The organism is Enterococcus sp. AZ077, assembly GCF_051714965.1.
GTDB lineage: Bacteria > Bacillota > Bacilli > Lactobacillales > Enterococcaceae > Enterococcus_B > Enterococcus_B hirae.
The window spans coordinates 1-24512 of record NZ_JBIOSX010000001.1; the positions used below are offsets into that span (position 1 = coordinate 1).

Here is a 24512-nt window from a genome sequence, read left to right on the forward strand (position 1 = left end):
ATGGTATCCCTCGATGCTTTATGGAACGAATTAAAAACAACTTATCAAAAGGATCTCTCACCTGCGAGCTATAATACTTGGATCGAAACCGCTCATCCACGTTCATTGGATCAGAGTCAATTAGTCGTCGAAGTACCAAGTAAAATTCATAAAGAATATTGGGAAAAGAATCTAACAACCAAAATTGTTGAAGTTGGTTACATGCTAACTGGAAAAGAGATCATTCCAAGGTTTGTAACTGGTGAAGAGGTGGAGCAAGAAGTCGTCGAAGAAATCAAAAGTCCTAAAATACCTGTTGCAAATCCAATAAAGAAGGCGATGTTGAACCCGAAATATACATTTGATACCTTCGTTATCGGTAAAGGAAACCAAATGGCTCATGCGGCAGCTTTAGTCGTTGCAGAAGACCCTGGTTCCATTTATAATCCTTTGTTCTTTTATGGTGGTGTCGGCCTCGGTAAAACCCATTTGATGCATGCTATCGGACATCAAATGTTGTTAAGCGAGCCTGATGCAAAGGTCAAATACGTTAGTAGTGAAACATTTGCCAATGACTTTATTAACTCGATCCAAAACAAAACTGCAGAGGAATTTCGCCAAGAATACCGAAACGTCGATCTTTTGTTGGTCGATGATATTCAATTCTTTGCTGAAAAAGAAGCAACACAAGAAGAATTTTTCCATACTTTCAATGCACTCTACAATGAAGGAAAACAAATTGTATTGACGAGTGATCGTTTACCAAATGAGATTCCAAAATTACAAGAACGTTTGGTTTCACGTTTTGCGTGGGGACTGTCAGTTGATATCACACCACCCGATTTAGAAACGAGAACTGCGATTTTACGTAAAAAAGCAGCAGCCGAACGTTTGGAAATACCCGATGATACCTTGAGTTACATTGCCGGACAAATTGATTCAAACATCCGTGAATTAGAAGGAGCACTCGTTCGTGTTCAAGCATTTGCTGCGATGAATAGTGAAGATATCTCAACTAGTTTAGCTGCAGATGCACTGAAAACACTAAAATCTGGTAAAGGTCATCCGCAATTATCTATCTTACAGATCCAAGAAGAAGTCGCGAAATATTATCATATTCAGTTAAAAGACCTAAAAGGAAAAAAACGTGTCAAATCAATCGTTGTACCGAGACAAATCGCTATGTACTTAGCAAGAGAGCTAACGGATAGTTCTTTACCAAAAATTGGTGCTGAATTTGGTGGGAAAGACCATACAACAGTGATTCATGCTCACGAAAAAATCCAGCAATTAATGGAATCAAGTGTCAGCATGCAAAATGAAGTATCCGAAATCAAAAATTTCTTATTAAATTAACTTTGAAAAACGAAAAAACGCTTTGTGGATAAAATCAAAAAAAGCCTAAAAGTTATACACAGATTTTCCACAGCTGTTTTTTCTTTTATTTCTTGCATTTTTTTAGTTTTCCACAGAATCAACAGTACCTAATACTTTTATTATTTATATATTAACTAATAATAAATAAACGCTTAAAGGAGACACAACATGAAAGTAACTTTAAATCGAGCAAGTTTTATGCAAGAATTGCAAACTGTTCAACGTGCTATTTCAAGTAAAACCACTATTCCAATCTTGACTGGAGTCAAAATTACTTTGACTCCAGAAGGATTAACGCTAACTGGGAGTAATGCAGATATTTCTATTGAAACTTTTTTATCTGTTGAAAATGAAAAAGCCCAAATGCAAATTGAATCAACTGGAGCAATTGTGTTACAAGCTCGTTTCTTTAGTGAAATTATCCGTCGCTTACCAGAAGACACCTTTACTCTTGAAGTCTTAGAGAATAAACAAGTAGCCATTACTTCAGGAAAAGCCAACTTCTTAGTAAATGGGTTAGATGCAGACAATTACCCTCATTTACCTGTCGTTGAAAGCCATAATCAAATGAAATTACCGGTACATGTCTTAACGAAATTGATCAATGAAACAGTATTCGCTGTCTCACAACATGAAAGTCGTCCAATTCTAACAGGGGTCCATTTTATTTTAGAGGGAAATTCTCTTTTGGCTGTCGCAACTGACTCCCACCGTCTAAGCCAACGAGTGATTCCAGTTGAACAAGCAGCTGATCATTTTGATATCGTGATTCCTGGTAAAAGTCTGACTGAATTATCTCGTTCATTGACAAATGAAGAAGAAATCGTTGAGATCAGTATCATGGAAAACCAAGTACTCTTTAAAACAGAAAACATGTATTTTTATTCCCGTCTGTTGGAAGGAAACTACCCCGATACGAATCGGTTGATTCCTTCAAGCTTCAATACAGAAGTAGAATTTTCTGTTCCAAGTTTCCTTGCAGCGATTGAACGTGCCTCATTACTTTCTCATGAAGGACGTAATAATATCGTTCGTTTATCCATCCAATCAGATGCGGTGATTCTATATGGAAACTCACCTGAAATCGGAAAAGTAGAAGAAAGTCTGAATTATGTGGCAAGTAGTGGGGATCCTTTGGATATTTCCTTTAACCCTGATTACATGAAAGCTGCGTTACGTGCGTTTGGTGATATGAGTATCAAAGTGAAATTTATTTCTTCTATTCGTCCGTTTACATTAGAACCAACAGAAGATGGTGTTCAATTTATCCAGTTAATCACACCAGTACGTACGAACTAATCTGTATATCATTTTGAAAAAGTAATGAAAAAAACAAAAAATAAACAAAAAGCCATAAAATCACTTTTAAGGCTTTTTGTTTATTTTTGTTTAAAACACCTTTTTTCGCTTAAATCGTCTTATATGGAAAAATATATGGATAAATTTGTTTTATTGCCTAAAAAAAGGTATAATAGAGTATACATTTATTAATGAAAATGAGGGATGAACATTGAAACAACAAGTCATTCTAAAAACAGAATTTATGACGTTGGGTCAAATGCTAAAAGAAGTCACAGTAATTAGCAGTGGTGGACAAGCAAAATGGTATTTAGCTGAAAACACTGTCTTGGTAGACGGCGAACCAGAGAATCGTCGTGGACGAAAACTTTATCCCGGCATGATGGTTGAAGTTCCAGAAGTGGGAACTTTTTTTATGGTAAAAAAAGGAATAAACGATAATGAGGCTGAATAAGCTGTATCTAAAAAATTATCGAAACTATCAGGAATTAAAGATTACGTTTACTAAAAACCTTGTCATTTTTTTAGGAGAAAATGCCCAAGGTAAGACGAATCTTTTGGAAAGTATTTATGTTTTGGCTATGACGAGAAGTCACCGTACCAGCAGTGAGCAAGAATTGATCGGATGGCAAGGCGAGCAAGCACTGATCCAGGGCGAAGTGACAAAAGGAACCTCTAAGATTCCTTTGGAGATCCTTCTTTCAAAAAAGGGGCGCAAAACAAAGATCAATCATATTGAACAAAAAAAATTAAGTAGCTATGTTGGTCAATTAAATGTCATTTTATTTGCACCTGAAGACCTTTCATTAGTAAAGGGTAGTCCGCAGATCAGGCGAAAATTTCTTGATATGGAATTAGGACAGATCAATCCGATCTATCTTTACGATTTGGTTCAATATCAAGGTATCCTAAAACAAAGAAATCAATATTTGAAACAACTGAATGAAAAAAAACAAACAGATTTACTTTATTTAGATATTTTATCTGAACAGTTAGCTGAATTTGGAAGTAAAGTATTGAAAGCACGTGCACAGTTTGTTCGACGACTGGAATTTTGGGCAAATACATTGCACCAACAAATCACCCATCAAAAAGAGCAATTAGAGATTGAATATGTCACCTCGTTTTCTTCTTTAAGTACACAAACACAAGAAGAGATCCAAACACAATTTTTAGAATTGTTGAATCAAAACAAAAAGAAAGATATGTTTCGCGGAACAACGACAATTGGACCACATCGTGATGATCTTTCTTTTTTCGTCAATCAAAAAAACGTGCAAACGTATGGTTCTCAAGGACAGCAGCGGACCACTGCTTTAAGTGTTAAGTTGGCTGAAATTGATTTGATCAAAGAAGAAACTGGGGAGTATCCAATTCTTTTACTTGATGATGTAATGAGTGAGCTAGATGATAATCGCCAACTACATTTACTAGAAACGATTGAAGGAAAGGTACAGACTTTCTTAACAACAACGACACTTGATCATGTAAAAAACAAAATGACTGTTGAACCAGAGATTTTTTATGTTCAGCAAGGGGAAATAAAAGGAGAAGAAGGCTAAATGACAGATGAAAAAAGTTTAGTAGAACGTGCAAAAGAATATGATGCCAGTCAGATCCAAGTTCTTGAAGGACTTGAAGCCGTTCGAAAACGTCCTGGTATGTATATCGGCTCCACAAGTTCGGAAGGATTACATCACTTAGTTTGGGAAATCGTTGATAACTCTATCGATGAAGTCCTAGCAGGATTTGCGACGAAAATCCAAGTAATAATTGAAAAAGATAACAGTATTACTGTCATCGATGATGGCCGAGGTATCCCCGTTGATATCCAAGCCAAAACTGGTCGTCCAGCGGTAGAAACGGTGTTTACGGTACTCCATGCTGGTGGGAAATTCGGCGGAGGCGGTTATAAAGTATCTGGTGGTCTTCACGGGGTAGGTTCTTCGGTTGTAAATGCGCTCTCCACTCAGCTTGATGTAAAAGTCTACAAAGATGGAAATGTGTACTATCAGGAATATCGTCGTGGTGCTGTTGTCGATGATCTGAAGATTATTGAACAAACCGATCGAAACGGGACAACTGTTCATTTTATACCAGATCCAGAAATCTTTACGGAAACAACAGTTTTTGATTTTAATAAGCTAGCGACCCGTATCCGCGAATTAGCATTCTTGAACCGGGGAATGAAGATCTCGATTGAAGATAAGAGAGAAGAATCTCCAGTAGTAAAAGAGTACCATTATGACGGTGGGATCAAGAGCTACGTGGAATATTTGAATGCAAATAAAACGGTCATTTTTCCAGAGCCAGTTTATTTAGAAGGAGAACAACAAGACATCACGGTAGAAGTTTCCATGCAATATACCGATGGTTACCACTCCAACATCATGAGTTTTGCAAATAATATCCATACTTATGAAGGTGGTACACATGAATCTGGCTTCAAGACAGCGTTGACACGTGTGATCAATGACTATGCACGTAAACAAAAATTGATGAAAGAAAATGATGATAACTTAACTGGTGAAGATGTGCGGGAAGGACTGACCGCAGTAATTTCGATCAAACACCCAGATCCACAATTTGAAGGGCAAACCAAAACAAAATTAGGTAATTCTGAAGTTCGGACAGTAACAGATCGTCTGTTTAGCGAGCATTTCATGAAATTCTTGTTAGAAAATCCAAGTGTTGGACGACAAATCATTGAAAAAGGATTGTTGGCCTCTAAAGCACGTCTAGCAGCGAAACGTGCCCGTGAAGTAACCAGAAGAAAAGGCGCATTAGAAATCAGTAATTTGCCTGGTAAACTGGCGGATTGCTCAAGTAATGATCCAGAAAAATGCGAATTGTTCATCGTCGAAGGAGATTCTGCCGGCGGTTCAGCAAAACAAGGGCGAAATCGTGAATTTCAAGCAATTTTACCGATTCGTGGGAAAATCTTAAATGTTGAAAAAGCAAGTATGGATAAAATTCTAGCCAATGAAGAAATCCGCTCTTTATTTACCGCTATGGGAACAGGATTCGGTGAAGACTTCGATGTTTCCAAAGCTCGTTACCACAAATTAGTGATTATGACGGATGCCGATGTCGATGGTGCCCATATTCGAACATTGCTCTTAACCTTGTTTTATCGTTATATGCGCCCAATTGTTGAAGCGGGATATGTTTATATTGCACAACCGCCGCTATACGGGGTAAAACAAGGGAAAAAAATCACGTATGTACAACCCGGTAAAAACGCTGAAGAAGATTTGAAACAAGTAGTTGCTTCTCTACCAGCTACACCAAAACCAAGTGTTCAACGATACAAAGGGTTAGGTGAAATGGATGACCATCAACTATGGGAAACAACGATGGACCCTAGCAATCGTATGATGGCTCGTGTTAGTGTGGATGATGCTATCGCAGCTGATCAAATTTTTGAAATGTTAATGGGTGATCGAGTGGAACCTCGTCGTGCATTCATTGAAGAAAATGCCCATTATGTGAAAAACTTAGATATTTAGTCATGAAGGAGGAAAAAAGATGAGTGAAGAAATCAGAGAGAACATCCATGATGTCAATCTAACTAGCGAAATGAAAGACTCCTTCATCGATTATGCGATGAGTGTTATTGTTGCTCGTGCACTACCGGATGTTCGAGATGGGTTAAAACCTGTTCATCGCCGTATTTTATACGGGATGAACGAATTGGGTGTGACCCCAGATAAAGCCCATAAAAAATCTGCCAGAATCGTTGGGGATGTTATGGGTAAGTATCACCCCCATGGAGACAGTGCTATTTATGAATCCATGGTACGGATGGCACAACCATTTAGTTATCGGTACATGCTAGTGGATGGACATGGTAACTTTGGTTCTGTCGATGGTGATGGAGCAGCTGCGATGCGGTACACCGAAGCACGTATGAGTAAAATTGCCACGGAGATGCTACGGGATATCAATAAAAATACTGTAGATTTCCAAAGTAACTATGACGATACAGAAAGGGAACCAGTCGTACTTCCAGCACGCTTTCCTAATCTGCTAGTTAACGGAACAACAGGGATCGCAGTTGGTATGGCGACGAATATCCCCCCTCATAATTTATCTGAGGTAGTAGCAGCGATCGATCTATTGATGGAAAATCCAGAAGTAACGACCAATGAATTGATGGAAGTTTTACCTGGACCCGATTTTCCAACCGGTGGTCTCGTGATGGGTAAATCAGGTATTCGCCGTGCTTACGAAACGGGGAAAGGCTCAATAACCGTTCGAGCAAAAGTAGAAATCACGGAGATGCCTAATGGCAAAGAACGAATTATCGTAACGGAACTTCCTTATATGGTCAATAAAGCAAAATTGATCGAACGAATCTCTGAATTACACCGCGATAAACGGATTGAAGGAATTACGGATTTGCGTGATGAGTCTTCCCGTGAAGGAATGCGGATCGTTATCGATATCCGCCGTGATGCAAGTGCTTCGGTTATTTTAAATAACCTGTATAAGTTGACTTCATTACAAAATTCATTTGGTTTCAATATGCTGGCCATTGAAAAAGGCGTTCCTAAAGTACTGAGTCTTAAACAAATACTTGAAAACTATGTAGAGCATCAGCGTGAAGTGATCACTCGCCGAACGATTTTTGAAAAAGAAAAGGCAGAAGCACGAGCTCACATTTTAGAAGGTTTACGGATCGCATTGGACCATATTGATGAAATCATTGCAATTATCCGTGGGTCTAAATCTGACGATGAAGCAAAAACAACGATGATTGATCGTTTTGAACTATCTGATCGACAAGCGCAAGCGATCTTAGATATGCGTTTACGTCGTCTAACTGGTTTAGAACGTGAGAAAATCGAAAATGAATACCAAGAATTATTACGATTGATCGAAGATTTAACGGATATTCTTGCTCGTCCAGAACGTGTGACCGAAATCATCAAAACAGAGTTAGCAGAATTAAACCAACGTTTTGGTGACAAACGTCGTACAGAATTACTAGTGGGTGAAGTTTTAAGTCTTGAAGATGAAGACTTGATCGAAGAAGAAGAAATCGTTATTACACTCACGAACAATGGGTATATCAAACGTTTAGCGAACAATGAATTTAGAGCACAACGTCGTGGTGGACGTGGTGTACAAGGAATGGGCGTGCATAACGATGACTTCGTCAAAAACCTTGTCTCTTGTTCGACACATGACACCTTGCTGTTCTTTACCAATAACGGGAAAGTCTATCGTGCCAAAGGATATGAAATTCCAGAATATGGTCGAACTGCGAAAGGAATCCCAATCATTAACTTGTTAGGGATCGATTCAAGTGAAAAAATTCAAGCAATTATCGCAGTCACCGGTGAAGCTCAAGAAGGACATTACCTCTTCTTCACTACTCGTCAAGGAACGGTGAAACGGACCACCGTAACTGCTTTTGCGAATATCCGCAGTAATGGATTGATTGCGATTGGCTTAAAAGAAGACGATGAATTAGTCAACGTGTTGTTAACAGATGGTCAATCAAACATTATCATTGGTACACATGATGGTTATTCGGTAACGTTTGCGGAAGGAGCTGTTCGGGATATGGGACGGACAGCGTCAGGAGTTCGAGGTATTCGTTTAAGAGAAGACGATTATGTGATTGGTGCTGCCTTGATGAATGAAAATCATGAAGTCTTGATCATTACTGAAAAAGGCTATGGTAAACGAACGAAAGTGAAAGAGTATCCAGTGAAAGGTCGCGGCGGTAAAGGGATCAAAACAGCCAATATCACTGAAAAAAATGGTCCATTAGCTGGACTAGCCACGATTGTTGGAACAGAAGATATCATGCTGATCACAGATAAAGGCGTTATTATTCGTTTCAATGTCTCAACTGTTTCTCAAACTGGACGTGCTACACTAGGCGTACGTTTGATCAAAATGGAAGCTGATACGAAGGTTGTGACAATGGCGGCCGTCGAGCCAGAAAGCACAGAAGAAACTGAGACACCAACAGAGACCGTGGAAGATACCACAATAGATAAAACAGAAGAATAGTCAAAAAACAGGGCTTGTCTCAGCGATGGGAAGCTTGTAAAAATAAGCCACAACCTCCGATACACAATGGTTATCGGAGGTTGTGGCTTATTATTGTTTTATGTTCATGGATTCTTTTGCAACATAAAAAAGAATCCACCTACGAATAGCTCTTGTAGTTTTTATACTTTGTTATTGTAGGAGATCGTGTTTTTCAAGAGATTCAAAAAGAGAACTTTCGGCAGTCATTTAGTAAAGCATTTTATTAAAACTTCTTTCTACACTATTTTCCCTTCAGCTTATTGCTTTTTTCACTCTATGCGTGTATAATTAAAGATTGTGAGTAGTCTAATTTATTAGAAAACTCTCCTTGCTCTTGGGAATCTAAGAGCCGAAAGTCCATAGGGAGGTGAAAATCAATGGAAAATACGAAATATGAAATCATGTACATTATTCGTCCAAACATTGATGAAGAAGCAAAAACTGCTTTAATCGAACGTTTCGATGCAATCTTGAAAGATAACGGAGCTGAAGTTATCGAATCTAAAGATTGGGAAAAACGCCGTTTAGCGTATGAAATGAACGGTTACCGTGAAGGTATCTATCACATCGTTAAAGTGTCTTCTCCATCATCAGCAACTGCTGTCAATGAATTTGACCGTCTTGCTAAAATCAACGACGATATCATTCGTCACATGATCGTGAAAGAAGAAGCATAATTTATTGTTTCATGTGGAACAATAGAACAACGATGAGAGGAGATGAATCTTTTGATTAATAATGTTGTACTAGTTGGACGTCTAACTAAAGATCCGGATTTACGATATACATCAAGTGGCACTGCAGTAGCAACGTTTACTTTAGCTGTTAATCGTAATTTTACTAGCCAAAACGGCAATCGTGAGGCTGACTTTATTAATTGTGTGATTTGGCGTAAATCAGCAGAGACATTAGCAAACTATGCTCGTAAGGGGACTCTTTTAGGAGTTACTGGACGTATCCAAACTCGTTCTTATGATAATCAGCAAGGACAACGTGTATACGTAACAGAAGTAGTTGCTGAAAACTTCCAATTATTGGAAAGTCGTGCTGCATCTGAAAATCGTCAACAAACTGGCGGTTACCAAAGCTCTGGTCAATCGACAAATGATTTTGGCGGAAGTAATAACTATAATCAAACATCTCAATCATCCAACGGTATGCCTGATTTTGATCGTGACAATTCTGATCCATTTGGTTCAAGTTCAACGATCGACATTTCAGACGATGATTTACCATTCTAAACGAATTTGATAGGAGGGAAATAGAATGGCACAACAAAGAAGAGGCGGACGTAAACGTCGTAAAGTAGACTATATTGCTGCTAACCATATTGAATATATCGATTATAAAGATATTGAATTACTAAAAAGATTTATCTCAGAACGTGGAAAAATCTTGCCACGTCGTGTAACAGGTACAGGCGCTAAAAACCAACGTAAAATTACTGTTGCTATCAAACGCGCACGTATCATGGGCTTACTACCTTTCGTAAGTGAAGATTAATTGAAATAATGAAATGAGCCAATGGTTTTAATAACCATTGGCTCATTTTTTGGCTCTATACTTTTTGATGTTGGTGAATTTCACCAACATCTTTTTTATGATGTAAAAACATAGAAAAGACATCCTGAAATCCTTTAGAAGTAATTTGACGAACCAATTCATAGGAGAATTCAAGATATCTTATTATCAGCTTGTCAAAGATACCCTAAATATCTATTTCACTGGAAATTGTTTAACTAAAGAAAGATATAAAGGACAAATTTGCTTGATTTACAAAGGTACTCTTCAATATACGCCCGAAGAGTATCTATATTGTACAACATATAGAAAGAACTTTTTTAAACCACCGAGTAAAGAAACCCAATGCACGACTTAAAAGTGCTTCTCAATACCAATGTGCGCTTGGTAAAAAAATGAAACGTTATTGGAAACTCCTGAAAAAAGAAGAAGCAAAGTTGAACTACGAAAAACGGGTTTGGAACGCGAGTTTTAAAGATTATTTAACTGAAAGCGAGATTGTCGATCAACTGTCAGCTACTTGTCACAAACTGCGACAAGTCTATCAGTTATACCAAGTTTTTCTTTATGCAGTAAAGAAAAGAGATCATTCCCTACTTACTGATTATTTAAGTTTATTTTTTAAAAAAATAAATTATATGAAAAAAAATGATTTCTTTTTCTGTTAATTTCAATATCTAATCCAACAAAGAAAAGAGGAAATTACTTTATGAAGAACAAAAAGGTAAAAAAAATTTTAGCAACTTTAATGATTTCAACTTCAGTGTTAGGTTCCACAGGAATCATTACCACATCAACTTTAGCTGACGAAGTAAATATGATGGCGACTGAGGTAGCGGACAAAAAAGTTTCAATCAACTTGAACATTTACGATGCAGGTAAAAGCGATAGAATTACCGGAAGCTACAATGGAACAAATGCTGTATATATGCGAGCAGAAGTAAACGGTGAGAAAAAACAGATCGTAGGATCAAAAGAATTAGCGCAAGGTAAGATTAGTTATTATATCGGAAACCGATTAAAATCAACTGATAATGTAGATCTTGTACTTTTTGACAAGAACTATAAAGAACTTGGTCGCCAAAAATTGACGATCAAAGATCCAGTAACTACAGTTATCAAATTAGACACTTACGTTGAGGGTGAGAGTAGTTCGATTACCGGAAGTTATAATGGAACAAATGCTGTCTATGTGCGGGCAGAGGTAAACGGTAAGAAAGACAATATATTGAAGTCAAAAGAATTAGCGGAAGGTAAGATTAATTATTATATCGGAAAAGAGTTAAGAACAAGTGACAATGTAGAAATTGTACTTTTTGACAAAGAATATAGAGAACTCGGGCGCAAACAATTAAAAATATCTACGATGGATTTAATTCCAGACCCTAAATTAAAAGAAAGCATTAATAAACAATTAGGAAAAAGTCCAGACTATAATCCTCAAAAACAAGAATTGCAACAAATGACAAGTTTACATGTTCCTTTTTCTGGTATAACAAATCTTGAAGGATTGGAATACTGTACGAATCTTGAAGTTTTAGATTTAAATGGGGATCAATTTTCAGATATCACGCCAATTGCTAATCTAACAAAAATGAAAAATTTAAACATCGCGAACAATAAAAGCTTATCAGATATTTCTAGTCTAAAGAATTTAACAGCATTGGAGAACTTAGATGCAGACTATAGTAATATCTCAGATCTGACTGCGTTGTCTAACATGACTCAATTGAAAGTTTTGCATATTCCATTTAATCCGCTTAAAAGTCTAAAAGGTTTAGAAAACTGTAAAGAACTAACTGGACTAGATTTAAATGGCGATCAGTATTCAGATATCACACCAATTGCTAATCTAACAAAATTAAAAACTTTAGGTATTGCAAACAATAAAAACTTAACAGATATTTCTAGTCTGAAAAATTTAACAGCATTAGAAAACTTATATGCAGATTTTAGTGGTATCTCAGATATAACTGCATTGTCTAACATGACTCAATTGAAAGTTTTACACATTCCATTTAATCCTCTTAAGAGTTTAAACGGTTTACAAAACTGTAAAGAACTAACAGAACTAGATTTAAATGGGGATCAATATTCAGATCTTACACCAATTGCTAATCTAACAAAAATGAAAACTTTAGGTATCGCGAACGATAAAAACTTATCAGATATTTCTAGTTTGAAAAATTTAACAGCATTAGAAAACTTATATGCAGATTTTAGTGGTATCTCAGATATAACTGCATTGTCTAACATGACTCAATTGAAAGTTTTACACATTCCATTTAATCCTCTTAAGAGTTTAAACGGTTTACAAAACTGTAAAGAACTAACAGAACTAGATTTAAATGGGGATCAATATTCAGATCTTACACCAATTGCTAATCTAACAAAAATGAAAACTTTAGGTATCGCGAACGATAAAAACTTATCAGATATTTCTAGTTTGAAAAATTTAACAGCATTAGTAAACTTATATTTAGATAATAGTAATGTTTCAGACATTTCTGTTTTGGCCAATCTGACTAATTTAAGATCTTTGCATATTCCAGGTAACCCTATCACAAATTACGATGTTTTAAACGGATTGCATTTAACTGATTTAACCAAATAATAATCAAAGTTATCTAAACAAAAATATTAAGATATTTGTGGAGATGTGACTATTTTAAAGTTTTAAATCTTGCGATAAAAGCTAGTACCTTAGGTGCTAGCTTTTTTATTGCACACTTAGGTTTCGATATGTCTCTTTTATTATCTAATTATTTTTACTTTAGTAACTTTACCACACTTTTCATAAAATTATTAACTTTTTCATAAATGCTTGTTTTTATGTCATAATCGTTATTTTGTAATAAGTTAAAGAACGAATGTTTCTATTGTTTTTTTTACGAATTGAAAAGTGATTACAGTAAAACAATCAAGCATTTGTTTAGTCGCTTGAATACGGGAAGTTATGGTAAAATTAAACTAATCAACTATGGGAGGAAGAAGATGGAAAAAGAAAAAGAAAACTTAACCCCTAGACCTCTCTTCATTTTTTTATTTCTATTGCTTGAAGTACTGGTTGTATTATTTATGCCATTTCGTTTTGTTAGCGCTTTGGTTGTGCTTTTGATGAACCTTTTTGGCTTACGTTATTGGTTGAAATTAAAACGATGGCTAATGATAAAAAATCGTGAAAAAATCCAACAAGCCTCAACGGTGGCTGAGAACAATCTTGCTTATGTCTCCGAAGTGATGCCAGTAGGTGTGATTGCGTACCAACCAACAAGCCAAAAAATTGAATGGTTGAACCCACTCGCCTTAAAAATCAAAGATCAAAGCAGCTTAACAGAAGAAGAACTATTAGATGCTTTCTTTACGGCAAAAGAGAAAAAGAAAAAACAAGTATATTTAGCAGATCGAACCTTTCAATTTGAAATGGATACAGTAAAGGGGGTCGTTTATTTCAACGATATCACCCAAAATCAATTGTTGAAGCTCCATCAAACCAACAGCCAACCAGTGATTGGTATCTTATCAATTGATAATTATGCAGATGCTATTGATAAGTTAGATGACAAAGAAATTTCTTATCTCAATTCGTTTGTGACTACAATGGTGTCTGATTGGATGAATGAATACCATGTCTTTTTTAAGCGGATCACTGCAGAACGCTTTTTCTTTGTCGCACAAATGATTGATTTGAAAAAAATGATGGACAAAAAATTTGATCTGTTGGATCGTTTACGTGCAGAAGCAGAGCGACAAAATTTGCCAATTACTCTAAGTATGGGGATTGCTTACGGTCAAGATTCGTTAGATGAAATTGGGGGAGAAGCCCAAAATAATTTGGACATTGCTCTAGTTCGAGGTGGCGACCAAGTTGTCGTGAAAGAACTACGTGAGGGAGCAAAACCTGTTTACTATGGAGGAAAATCAGCTAAGTCAGTCAAACGAACCCGTGTACGTTCACGAGCGATGAGTACTGCACTTCGTAAGATTTTTACTGAAACTGGCGATGTATTTATCATGGGGCATAAATTCCCCGATATGGATGCCATTGGTTCAGCATTTGGGGTAAGTTGCTTAGCTCGTTTCAATCAAAAAAAAGCGTATATCGTACTTGATGAAAACGAGATTATTCCAGACGTAGAACGATGTTTAGAGGAAATTCATAAACACCCTGAACTAGAAGCACAGCTGATTTCGCCCAAAAAAGCGATGGAGCTTAAAAAAGAAGAAGACCTGCTAGTTATGGTAGATTACCACAAACCCTCGCTATCGATCTCTCAGAGCCTATATGAGCAATTTGATAAGATCGTTATTATTGATCATCATCGACGCGGGGAGGAGTTCCCAAGTAAGCCGCTGTTGACGTATATCGAATCTTCTGCTTCTTCTGCTTCAGAGTTAGTGACAGAACTAATTCAGTATCAAAGCAATCGCACGAATCGCTTAGATCGTTTTGAAGCGACGTTGTTATTGGCAGGCATGACTGTTGATACGAACAGTTTTAATGTACGCACAACGGCACGAACTTTTGATGTAGCAAGTTATTTAAGGTCTTGTAGTGCGGATGCTTCCCTAGTACAATATTTATTGAGTTCAGATTTAGCAACCTATTTGGAAATCAGCCATTTGATTGCACAGAGCGAATATGTAACTTCAGATATTGTCGTAGCAGCTGGGACAGATGAAAAGGAATATAATAGTGTGATCGCTGCGAAAACGGCAGACACCCTCTTATCAATGATCAATATCAATGGGGCTTTTGTCATCACGAAACGAACGGACGGGCTAGTCGGGATCAGTGCTCGTAGTTCGGGCACGATCAATGTTCAAGTGATCATGGAGTCTCTTGGCGGCGGCGGTCATTTCACCAATGCAGCGACCCAATTGGAAGGTGTCACAGTAGAAGAAACCAAACAGCGTTTACTTGCTGCAATCAAAGAAAATAGGAATCAATTATATGATAAGGAGTAATGGATATGAAAGTCATTTTCTTACAAGATGTAAAAGGTAAAGGAAAAAAAGGTGACGTTAAAGAAGTACCGAATGGTTACGCACAAAATTTCCTATTAAAAAATAATTTGGCAAAAGAAGCAAATAAAAGTAGTATTAGCCAATTAGCTGGACAAAAAAAGGCACAAGAAAAACAAGAAGCTGAAATTTTAGAAGAAGCAAAAGAACTAAAAGGATTTTTAGAAAAAGAAGAAACGGTTGTCGAACTGAAAGCCAAAGCGGGTGAAGATGGACGTTTATTCGGTTCAATCCCTTCAAAACAAATTGCTGAAGGATTGAACAAGCAATACAAAGTAAAACTAGATAAACGAAAAATCGAATTGAATAATCCAATCCGTACGTTAGGTTACACGAACGTACCAGTCAAATTGCATCATGAAGTGACTGCAACGATCAAAGTGCATGTGGTAGCAGAATAGCTACCTCACCAATCATTTCTGTTAGCAGTCTCTTGAGTTTTTGTAATAGGACTTGTTGAGAAATGATCGCAGAGACTGAGAGTTCTTTTCAAAAAGAAAATCAGCCGGATTTTGATGAATCATGTCAAAATCCGGCTAATTTTTTCATTTAATGGTAAAGATATTTGATAGGATGGTATAGAAAGCATACTTTCTTTTCGATTGATTTTAGCTACTTTATTCTTACAAGATTATGTGCTTTTTAATACCCTAGATCAAAAAAGTGGGACATTAACCAGATTTTTTTGTTCATGCCCTAGACTCTTTAAGCTTAGATTATTTTTTCTTGCGATATTTCAAAAATAGTAATATCATCACAAGGATTGTTGAATAAATTAATAAAGTTCCCAGTCTCATATACTACACTGCGTTTGTGACGTTAAACTGCAAATCGGAAATTCTGCTGTTAAAGTCATCCGCACTCCTCCATTTGATCTATTTTTACTAATCATTGTTTTTACATCACTTTGACCTTGATCGCAACGTTTGGCTAATACTGCAGCACCAATAATTGTCCCAACTACAGCTCCAATCACACCACCAATTACAGCACCATAACCCGCACCATTTACTGCTAAACCAACAGAACAAAAACCTAAATAGTCTCTTAAATTAGCTAATCCTGTCTTACTAGTGGCATAATCGTTGATACCACCATTAACAAATTTTTCTGACCACCCGGTAGTATCGTAAAGTCCTCGTGCGAACGTATTGTCACCATAAGCATAGTGGACTTCAGCGCCATCATATTTTAAGATAAGAGACTGGATCAAAGCTTTTGTTTCTGCTGAGTCTGGCTGATTCAGTAACTGTTGTTTGATCTCTGGACGATTCACTTCTTTCACAAAAGTTTTGTATAATTCATTGGATTCGACAATCGTGACTTGATCTAGTTAAAAATGGTTTTCAGCTGGTACACTAGCGGTTTTCTCAGCTGCATCAACGATTTGTGTTACTCCTGGTACTACGGATCCAAATAAAGACAGACAAGACAATAAAATAGCAACGAGTTTCATTTTTTTCGTAACACATTTCCTCCTAAAATTTATTGTGCGGACTAGAAAACGTTTTCTGTAATGAATTCTAGCACAATCAATAGTATATAGTATTAAATAATCATAAGTGATCTATTTTTTGTCAAAAATGAAAAAATAGGAAAAAACAAAAAAAGTTTCCTTTTTTTTGATTATGACAAAACCTATTGAACATATAGCTAGTTTGGTACTAGCGTAAAGGATCACTTGACTGATATACTTTTTATAGTTGTTAACTTTATCAAGGGGTCTTCGTTCTCAAAGTTTTTGCTAGTTTAAGATTTTGCTGGATTTACGTGTGTATTTTCTGTACTTATTCTTGACATTGACTGTCTCTTTTATTGATTTCGAAAGATAAGCAACCATTACACTCACTTTTTTAAAGTGACTTTTTTACGATTTTCTTGTAAAATAAAGCAATTGAAGACAAGGAGCGATATGTATGAATGAAGTGTGGCAGGATCGAATTCCACCGCAAAATATTGAAGCTGAACAAGCGGTTTTAGGATCGGTTTTTTTAGATGCTGAAACGATCATTGATGCCATGGAGTACATAGAACCGAAAGACTTTTATCGTCGGGGACATCAAATCATTTTTGAAACAATGATCGAATTAAATGACCGTAATGAAGCAATAGATGTAGTGACTGTAAAAGATCGGTTGGAGCAAGCGAACTTATTAGAAGATGCTGGTGGGTTAAGCTACCTTTCAGATTTAGCGTTAGCAGTACCTACTGCAGCAAATATCGTCTACTATGCGAAAATCGTTGAAGAAAAATCATTGCTGCGCACACTGATCCAAACAGCTACTGGGATCGTGACAAAAGGGTTTGAACAAGGGGAAGAAGTCCAGTCGATTCTGGATGATGCCGAGCGCAGTATTTTAGAAGTATCAGAAAAAAGAAACCGCAGTGGCTTTCTATCTATTGCAGAAGTCTTGAACTCAACCATTGAAAATATTGACCAGCTGGCCCAAAATAATGAAGAAATCACAGGATTACCGACTGGATACCAAGGACTTGATAAAATGACAGCAGGTTTTCAACCTGAGGAATTGATCATCCTAGCAGCTCGGCCTGCGGTAGGGAAAACAGCTTTCGCATTAAATATAGCTCAAAATGTCGGGACAAAAACCGATCGTTCAGTTGCTATTTTTAGTTTGGAAATGGGGGCTGAATCGCTTGTCAATCGGATGCTTTGTGCGGAAGGATCGATCGAAGCAAGCCATTTGCGTACCGGTCAACTTTCTGAAGAAGAGTGGTCTAATTTGATCGTTGCAATGGGGAGTTTGTCACGGGCAAATATCTTTATTGATGATACTCCAGGAATAAAAATTTCTGAGATTCGTGCCAAATGCAGAAAATTAGCGCAGGAAAAAGGAAATCTTGGATTGATCTTGATTGACTACTTGCAATTGATTGAAGGAAACGGGAGAGAAAATCGTCAACAAGAAGTATCTGATATTTCACGTCAATTAAAAAAGCTAGCCAAAGAATTAAAAGTACCCGTTATTGCGTTGTCTCAGCTTTCCCGTGGAGTAGAACAACGTCAAGATAAACGTCCTGTATTAAGTGATATCCGTGAATCGGGTTCCATTGAGCAAGATGCTGATATCGTAGCCTTCTTATATCGAGATGATTACTATGAAAGAGAAGGTGGCGAAGACAATGAGGATAACGAACCAAAAAACGACAATGTCATTGAAGTCATCATCGAAAAAAACCGTAGTGGTGCCCGTGGTACAGTAGAATTACTGTTTATCAAAGAATACAACAAATTTTCGTCGTTATCCCCGAGAGAAGAATATTGATTATAAATTGACTATAAAAAAGCACCTCCAAATTATCTCGTTAATTTGGAGGTGCTTTTTTAGCTATCGATCATTCCAACTGTTCTTTATCAAAAGAAAACGCAGCAGAATCACATTTGGGAAATAATAGTATAGTAAATTAGGAAGCAGTCTACCCTAGTAATCATTATTTCTAATAAGCAAAGGTGTTTAGATTACGATTCTGTCAGTGGCAACGAGTAATAAACCCTAAAAAACTATCTTATTTGCTTTGTACTAAAGGAACTTTCTTCTCTGAATAGTTTGGTTTACACTAGTTTCTATTTAAAATTTATCATCGTTCGTTTTTCAAGCGTTTTTATAAAATAAATAAAAGAATCATTCGATTTTAGTTGAATAAGTAATGAGTTATTGTTACAATAATTCAGGATTAAATAAAATAAAACGAGGTGTTCAAATGTCATCTGTAGTAGTGGTAGGTACACAATGGGGCGACGAAGGGAAAGGAAAAATTACTGACTTTCTTAGTGAAAATGCTGAAGTGATCGCACGGTACCAAGGTGGCGATAATGCAGGACACACGATCAAATTCAACGGTGTTACTTATAAACTGCATTTGATTCCTTCGGGGATTTTTTATAAAGATAAAATCAGTGTGATCGGGAATGGTGTGGTAGTCAATCCTAAATCATTAGTCAAAGAGTTAGCTTATTTACATGAAAAAGGTGTAACTACTGATAACTTACGTATTTCTGACCGAGCACATGTTATTTTGCCTTATCACATCAAGTTGGATCAATTACAAGAAGATGCAAAAGGTGAAAATAAAATCGGTACAACAATCAAAGGGATCGGACCAGCATACATGGACAAAGCAGCTCGTGTAGGGATCCGCATCGCTGACTTACTAGACAAAGAAATTTTTGAAGAACGCTTACGTTTAAACTTAGAAGATAAAAACCGTCAATTTGTAAAAATGTTTGATTCTGAGCCAATTGATTTTGACTCGATATTTGAAGAATATTATGAATATGGTCAACAAATCAAACAGTATGTTACCGATACATCTGTCATTTTAAATGATGCCCTAGATGCAGGAAAACGAGTATTATTTGAAGGCGCACAAGGGGTTATGCTGGATATCGACCAAGGAACCTATCCATTTGTTACTTCTTCAAACCCAGTCGCAGGTGGCGTAACGATCGGTAGTGGCGTAGGTCCATCTAAAATCAATAAAGTTGTTGGTGTATGTAAAGCTTATACTTCTCGTGTAGGAGATGGTCCATTCCCAACTGAATTGTTTGATGAGACGGGACAACAAATCCGTGAAGTTGGTCGCGAATACGGAACGACTACAGGTCGTCCACGACGTGTGGGATGGTTTGATTCAGTAGTGATGCGTCACTCAAAACGTGTTTCAGGAATTACTAATCTATCCCTTAATTCAATTGATGTCTTAAGTGGACTTGATACAGTAAAAATTTGTACAGCTTATGAGCTAGATGGAGAATTGATTTATCATTATCCAGCAAGTTTGAAAGAATTGAAACGTTGTAAACCTGTTTATGAAGAACTTCCAGGTTGGTCTGAAGATATTACAGCATGCAAAACACTTGCTGAATTACCAGAAAATGCACGTAACTATGTCAGACGTATTTCTGAACTCGTAGGTGTGCGTATTTCAACATTTTCTGTTGGACCTGATAGAACACAAACAAATATCTTAGAAAGCGTCTGGGCACAAATTTAAGCCATTCAGCTAAGTTCGTTGAGACAGGACATTCTTGTTCCTTAAGAATGAACGAAATAGCAGAAGTATAGGTAAGAATGCTCATGCGGTAAAGAAAGAAAACGTCGAAACTGCGAAATTTGTTTTTAACATTTTTGTAGATTTTGGCGTTTTTTTTCAATAAGTAATCAAAGTTGGTTTAGAGGTGAGCGTTGTTCTTCTTTTTAATCATCCATTAAAATTTTACGAAGACAATGGTTTTCCTTTTTACAAACATAGTTAACGTTATTTTCCATGCAAGAGATTTGCTATAATAGGAGTTAAGGGTAAAATGAAAAGTTGAAGGAGTTGAAGTGTGTGTATCAAATCGTAACCGATTCATGTTGTGATCTGCCATATCAAGTGCTACAAGCAGCCAAGGTTGATTATTTATCAATGAAGATCCAGTTAGATGAAGAAGAATTAGTAGATGATCTGGGAAAAACGTTTAATTATGATCATTATATGGAACAATTAAGAAATGGGGCTACCCCAACGACCTCACAAATCAATGTGGGTCAATACTTAGAATTTTTCCGTCCTTATGTTGAACAAAATATTCCTATCCTTTATGTTGCTTTTTCCAGTGCTTTAAGTGGATCCTATAGTAGTGCGTTACAAGCAGTAGAATTATTAAAAGAAGAATATCCAGATCCACAAGTAAAGGTCTTTGATACAAAAGCCGCAAGCGTTGGGGAAGGGTTATTAGTATTGGAAGCTGTTCGATTGAAAAACGAGGGGAAAACATTAGAAGAGAACTTAGAATGGTTAGAAAACAATTACTTAAAAGTACATTCTTGGGTAACCGTTGATGATCTCAAACACCTTGAACGTGGGGGACGTATCTCTAAAACTAGTGCTACACTAGGTAGTATTCTAAACGTGAAGCCAATTATCACAGTCGATCAGGAAGGACGTTTGACGAATATCAGCAAAGTACGAGGACGAAATAAATCGATACAAAAAATTGTTGAGGAAACTGTCAAAACCATTGTCGCCCCATTAGAACAAACTGTTTATATTGCTTATGCAGGCGATTTAGAAAGTGCTGAAAAAACAAAACAATTACTTGAAGAGAATATTAAGATGAAAGAAGTCAAGTTATATCCGCTTGGACCTACCATCGCAAGCCATACAGGATATGGATGTATTGCGATATTCTCAATGGGAATCACTCGATAAAAAATTGTAGTCATTGTAGAAGAAATGCCCCAAAAAAGAACCATTCAGAAGAAAAAGAATATTCTTCGAGTGGTTCTTTTTTAGAATATAAAATAACTAATTTATATTAAGTTAAATTTTTTGTCGATAGTAAGTACTTCCTAAATTTGCTATGATAAAGCCAGTAATTCGTGGAGTGTAAAAGATGGTAGCTAATCTCTTGAACAAGGGGTGATGCTTATGGTTAAGAGCTTTATCCCTGGAAAGGAATAAAGTTGTCAGTATATGAATCAATACAACTTATGCTCGCATTTGCAACATTTGTGCTGTTGTTAATTGACAAAAAAAACCAAAAAAATAACCATCTAAATCACTTTTAGCAGAGTTTTTAGATGGTTATCACATTAAAAACAAAGCTACCGTCTTTTTAACGGCGCGAATTACTGATGAAGGGATTGTTTGCGCAATCCCTTTTTCACTATCCATTATAGCTTATCAATTGGAAAAAAGTAAAGCGGTTGATTAAAAAAATGAAGGCACACGAATCAAATACATGTCAGGTAAAAAATAACATTATTATTTAAAAATAAAGTTAATGAGGATAGTAAGTTTGTACTAAATTTGCTACAATAAAACCAGTAATTCGTGGAGTGTAAAAGATGGTAGCTAATCTCTTGAACAAGGGGTGATGCTTATGGTTAAGAGCTTTGTCCCTGGAAAGGAATAAAGTTGTCAGTATATGAAGCAATACAACTCATGCTCGCATTTGCGACATTTGTGCTGTTGCTAATTGACAAAAAAGACCAAAAAAAATAACCATCTAAATCACTTTTGGCAGAGTTTTTAGATGGTATATATACCCAAAAAATAAAGCTACCGTCTTTTTAACGGCACGAGTTACTGATGAAGGGATTGTTTGCGCAATCCCTTTTTCATTTTCTATTATAGCTTACACATCAGAAAAAATAAAGCGGTTGATTAAGCGAAATAAGAGAAAATGATGAATATAGAAAGTAAATGGATCGAAGGTGTCTTGGTAGTTGTGAAAGACAGTGTTTATCGTAGAAGAAAAGGACATCTCACCGACTGATGAGATGCCCCCGATAGGCTATTTTCTTAAGTCTACAATGATTGTTGTCTTATTTCCAAAGCTCATCCAATTGTTTTTGGATATCTTTATTTTCTAAAAATTCATCATAGGTTGTATCTGCTCGATCGATAACACCTTTATCAGAAACGGCAATGATACGATTAGCCAATGTTTGGATAAATTGATGGTCATGTGAAGCAAAAAGGATAGAGCCAGTAAAGGCCATCAAGCCATCGTTTAGTGCTGTAATCGACTCTAGATCTAAATGATTCGTAGGATCGTCTAAAACTAAGACATTTGCTTTAGAAAGCATCATTTTAGAAAGCATGCAACGAACTTTTTCACCACCAGAAAGGACATTGACAGGTTTTAATACTTCTTCTCCAGAAAACAGCATGCGTCCTAAAAAGCTTCGTAAAAACGTATTATCGTCTTCTTCTTTACTTGCGTATTGACGTAACCAATCTAAGATCGTCAATTCATTATCAAATTCTTTCGTTGTATCTTTTGGTAGATAAGAATTGCTCGTTGTTACGCCCCATCTTACAGTTCCAGTATCAGGAGTGATCTCACCCATGATTACTTTAAACAAAGTTGTAGTTGTAATATCATTTTCAGCAACAAACGCAACTTTATCTTCTTTGCTTAAATTAAATGATATATCATTTAATATTTTCTTACCGTCGATCGTTACACTCACATTTTCGACCTGTAAAAGATCATTACCGATTTCACGTTCTGGTTTAAATCCAACGAATGGATAACGACGTGAGGAAGGTTGAATATCGTCAAGAGTAATTTTTTCTAACATTTTCTTACGAGAAGTTGCCTGTTTAGATTTTGAAGCATTCGCACTAAAACGAGCAATAAATTCTTGTAGTTCTTTGATTTGTTCCTCTTTTTTGGCATTGGCATTTGCTTGTAATTTTGCAGCAAGTTGACTTGATTCTAACCAAAAATCATAGTTACCAACGTATAATTTGATTTTTCCAAAATCTAAATCTGCCATATGGGTACATACTTTATTTAAGAAATGACGGTCATGAGAAACAACGATAACCGTATTTTCAAATTCAATTAAAAATTCTTCTAACCAGTTGATGGATTGGATATCTAATCCATTCGTAGGCTCATCAAGGAGTAACACATCCGGTTTACCAAACAATGTTTGAGCTAAAAGTACTTTGACTTTTTGACCACCAGTAAGTTCACTCATCAATTGATGGTGCAATTCTTCTGGAATATTCAGTCCTTGTAGTAAAACAGCAGCTTCAGGTTCAGCTTCCCAACCATTTAATTCAGCAAACTCGCCTTCTAATTCAGCTGCTCGGATACCATCTTCATCAGTGAAATCTTCCTTCATATAGATAGCGTCTTTTTCTTTCATAACTTCGTATAAACGTTTATGTCCCATAATAACTGTTTCTAAAACTGTATATTCTTCATAGTCATAATGGTTTTGTTTCAATACAGCCATTCGCTCATCTGGTCCCATGGAAACGGTCCCCGTAGAAGGTTGTAAGTCTCCTGATAATACTTTAAGGAACGTTGATTTACCTGCACCATTTGCACCTATTAAGCCATAGCAATTTCCTGGAGTAAATTTAATATTAACATCATCAAATAGTTTGCGGTCTGAAAAGTGCAAACTTACATCATTTACAGTAATCAATTTTTTTCCTCACTTTATCTTTATAATATTTAACGAGCCTCCTAGAATTATATAGGGGAAAAGAGAAAGTTTCAAGGTAATCAATTATTCTTTGTGTTTCACGTGGAACATGGGAATAAAAAATACTAAAAAATAATGAAAGAGTGAAAAAATTTGTACTTATGAAGCAATGATGAGGTTCGAAGGTATCTAAGATAGAAAGGCAAAATGCTCGTTTATTTAGTAGAAGAATAAGTTGGTAATGAATATACGCAAATTATAAGAAGTAGTAGCTTTTACTAAAAATAATAGCAGCAAAAGCTGATCAGA

The 24512-nt window shown here is 36.3% G+C and carries 19 protein-coding genes and 1 pseudogene; 18 read left to right on the plus strand and 2 right to left on the minus strand.

The annotated features are described in order from the left end of the window. The 13 genes and pseudogenes from dnaA to rplI form a co-directional block, all read left to right on the plus strand. Positions 1 to 1335 (plus strand): chromosomal replication initiator protein DnaA (gene dnaA / locus IGL28_RS00005; protein WP_010720504.1); only part of this gene is annotated, 1335 nt, incomplete at its 5' end. A 189-nt stretch (positions 1336 to 1524) separates the two neighbouring features. Beyond that, positions 1525 to 2655, plus strand: coding sequence for a DNA polymerase III subunit beta (gene dnaN / locus IGL28_RS00010; protein WP_081128392.1), 1131 nt, complete (start codon positions 1525 to 1527; stop codon positions 2653 to 2655). A 211-nt stretch (positions 2656 to 2866) separates the two neighbouring features. Next, positions 2867 to 3109, plus strand: a complete 243-nt coding sequence (gene yaaA, locus IGL28_RS00015; protein ID WP_010720502.1) for a S4 domain-containing protein YaaA — start codon at positions 2867 to 2869, stop codon at positions 3107 to 3109. Further along, entirely contained in the window at positions 3096 to 4217 is a 1122-nt protein-coding gene (recF, locus tag IGL28_RS00020; protein ID WP_034697664.1) for a DNA replication/repair protein RecF, read from the plus strand. The genes yaaA and recF overlap by 14 nt, the downstream gene beginning before the upstream one ends. Further along, positions 4218 to 6164, plus strand: a complete 1947-nt coding sequence (gyrB, locus tag IGL28_RS00025; protein ID WP_010736776.1) for a DNA topoisomerase (ATP-hydrolyzing) subunit B — start codon at positions 4218 to 4220, stop codon at positions 6162 to 6164. A 19-nt stretch (positions 6165 to 6183) separates the two neighbouring features. Continuing rightward, on the plus strand, positions 6184 to 8682 hold the full coding sequence (gene gyrA, locus IGL28_RS00030; protein ID WP_010720499.1) for a DNA gyrase subunit A: 2499 nt from the start codon (positions 6184 to 6186) through the stop codon (positions 8680 to 8682). Positions 8683 to 9080: 398 nt separating this feature from the next. Further along, on the plus strand, positions 9081 to 9380 hold the full coding sequence (gene rpsF / locus IGL28_RS00035) for a 30S ribosomal protein S6 (RefSeq protein ID WP_010720498.1): 300 nt from the start codon (positions 9081 to 9083) through the stop codon (positions 9378 to 9380). A 51-nt stretch (positions 9381 to 9431) separates the two neighbouring features. Then, positions 9432 to 9944, plus strand: a complete 513-nt coding sequence (gene ssb / locus IGL28_RS00040) for a single-stranded DNA-binding protein (protein ID WP_010720497.1) — start codon at positions 9432 to 9434, stop codon at positions 9942 to 9944. Between the two features lie 25 nt (positions 9945 to 9969). Next, complete coding sequence (gene rpsR / locus IGL28_RS00045) at positions 9970 to 10206, plus strand: 30S ribosomal protein S18 (protein WP_002288370.1); 237 nt, start codon at positions 9970 to 9972, stop codon at positions 10204 to 10206. 308 nt (positions 10207 to 10514) lie between these two features. Next, positions 10515 to 10838 (plus strand): annotated as a pseudogene (locus IGL28_RS00050) (ISL3 family transposase); the annotation flags it as partial. Positions 10839 to 10933: 95 nt separating this feature from the next. Further along, the gene (locus IGL28_RS00055; protein WP_081128390.1) at positions 10934 to 12838 is read left to right on the plus strand and encodes an immunoglobulin-like domain-containing protein; all 1905 of its coding nucleotides are present in this window, start codon (positions 10934 to 10936) and stop codon (positions 12836 to 12838) included. Positions 12839 to 13218: 380 nt separating this feature from the next. After that, positions 13219 to 15192, plus strand: a complete 1974-nt coding sequence (locus IGL28_RS00060; RefSeq protein ID WP_063626389.1) for a DHH family phosphoesterase — start codon at positions 13219 to 13221, stop codon at positions 15190 to 15192. A 5-nt stretch (positions 15193 to 15197) separates the two neighbouring features. Continuing rightward, complete coding sequence (gene rplI, locus IGL28_RS00065; RefSeq protein WP_010720494.1) at positions 15198 to 15650, plus strand: 50S ribosomal protein L9; 453 nt, start codon at positions 15198 to 15200, stop codon at positions 15648 to 15650. Positions 15651 to 16042: 392 nt separating this feature from the next. Here rplI and IGL28_RS00070 read toward each other — a convergent pair whose 3' ends face one another. After that, the gene (locus tag IGL28_RS00070; RefSeq protein WP_081128389.1) at positions 16043 to 16534 is read right to left on the minus strand and encodes a glycine zipper family protein; all 492 of its coding nucleotides are present in this window, start codon (positions 16532 to 16534) and stop codon (positions 16043 to 16045) included. 631 nt (positions 16535 to 17165) lie between these two features. Here IGL28_RS00070 and dnaB point away from each other — a divergent pair. From dnaB to IGL28_RS00095, 5 genes are all read left to right on the plus strand, one after another. After that, positions 17166 to 18533, plus strand: coding sequence for a replicative DNA helicase (gene dnaB / locus IGL28_RS00075; RefSeq protein ID WP_010720492.1), 1368 nt, complete (start codon positions 17166 to 17168; stop codon positions 18531 to 18533). 436 nt (positions 18534 to 18969) lie between these two features. Next, positions 18970 to 20262 carry an adenylosuccinate synthase gene (locus tag IGL28_RS00080; RefSeq protein WP_010720491.1) on the plus strand — a complete coding sequence of 431 codons (1293 nt, stop codon included), beginning with the start codon at positions 18970 to 18972 and terminating at the stop codon, positions 20260 to 20262. A 336-nt stretch (positions 20263 to 20598) separates the two neighbouring features. Beyond that, entirely contained in the window at positions 20599 to 21462 is an 864-nt protein-coding gene (locus IGL28_RS00085) for a DegV family protein (protein WP_010736781.1), read from the plus strand. Between the two features lie 254 nt (positions 21463 to 21716). Then, positions 21717 to 21821 (plus strand): putative holin-like toxin, encoded by a 105-nt coding sequence (locus IGL28_RS00090; RefSeq protein ID WP_368014297.1) that lies wholly within the window; start codon positions 21717 to 21719, stop codon positions 21819 to 21821. Between the two features lie 349 nt (positions 21822 to 22170). Beyond that, positions 22171 to 22257, plus strand: a complete 87-nt coding sequence (locus IGL28_RS00095) for a putative holin-like toxin (protein ID WP_223603319.1) — start codon at positions 22171 to 22173, stop codon at positions 22255 to 22257. A gap of 323 nt (positions 22258 to 22580) precedes the next feature. On the opposite strand, the gene IGL28_RS00100 is transcribed toward IGL28_RS00095, so the two are convergent. Further along, positions 22581 to 24203 (minus strand): ABC-F family ATP-binding cassette domain-containing protein, encoded by a 1623-nt coding sequence (locus IGL28_RS00100; RefSeq protein WP_010720489.1) that lies wholly within the window; start codon positions 24201 to 24203, stop codon positions 22581 to 22583. Positions 24204 to 24512: the final 309 nt, after the last annotated feature.